The organism is Oleiphilus sp. HI0066, from assembly GCF_001635725.1.
Genome location: NZ_LWFH01000483.1, coordinates 1 through 733, shown reverse-complemented (window position 1 = coordinate 733; position 733 = coordinate 1). Strand labels below are relative to the sequence as shown.

1 protein-coding gene and 1 pseudogene are annotated in these 733 nt (G+C 44.6%); both read right to left on the bottom strand.

All coding sequences use genetic code 11. The features are described from left to right. A pseudogene (locus tag A3738_RS06850) lies at positions 1-313 on the bottom strand (dihydroorotase); the annotation flags it as partial. Further along, positions 310-733: phosphoribosyl-AMP cyclohydrolase (gene hisI, locus A3738_RS06845; RefSeq protein ID WP_369819777.1), on the bottom strand; the 424-nt coding region annotated here is incomplete at its 5' end. The pseudogene A3738_RS06850 and the gene hisI, both read right to left, overlap by 4 nt.

The following is a 733-nucleotide window of genomic DNA, read 5'->3' as shown; positions in this document are numbered from 1 at the left end:
AGGCCTCTATGGTCGTAGTGGCCGGGCTAACATTCGGCATTTCCATATAGCTTGTAATACCGCCCGCCACAGCGGCTCGTGATTCAGTTTTAATACTTCCCTTATGCGTTAAACCCGGCTCACGAAAATGAACTTGATCATCGATCATTCCCGGCAAAAGCCAGAAGCCATGCGCATCAATGACTTTGTCATTATTCGAAGCAGTCAGGTTGCTTGAAATGGCCGCTATGCGATCATCTTTAATACGCACATCAAGCTCTTCAGCTTTCCCTTCATTTACCACCAAGGCATTCTTAATGAGTGTTGTGGTCATGATTGATAACCATCTCCTATTACATGTACAACTTGCGATTCTTGATCGGCTTTTAAGTAAAAACAGTTGGGTCTGAGAGTGTGACAAGCAGGCCCAACTTGCTCAGCAATACATAAAATGCTGTCGCCATCGCAGTCAAAATACATTTCACACAGTGCTTGGGTATGTCCGCTCGACTCCCCTTTTACCCAAAATGATTGTCGACTGCGCGACCAGTATGTGACCTTCCGCGTCTCAAGCGTTTTTTCAATCGCCTCTTTGTTCATCCAGGCCATCATCAATACATTTTTTGTTGATGCATCTTGAGTGATCACCGGTACTAAACCGTCTTCGTTGAAAGCTAGATTCTCTAGCACAGCCTTCAGTTCAACTTTATCGCCATCTCTTTTGTGCTCTAGGCTTCCAAAGAATTTTTGATAC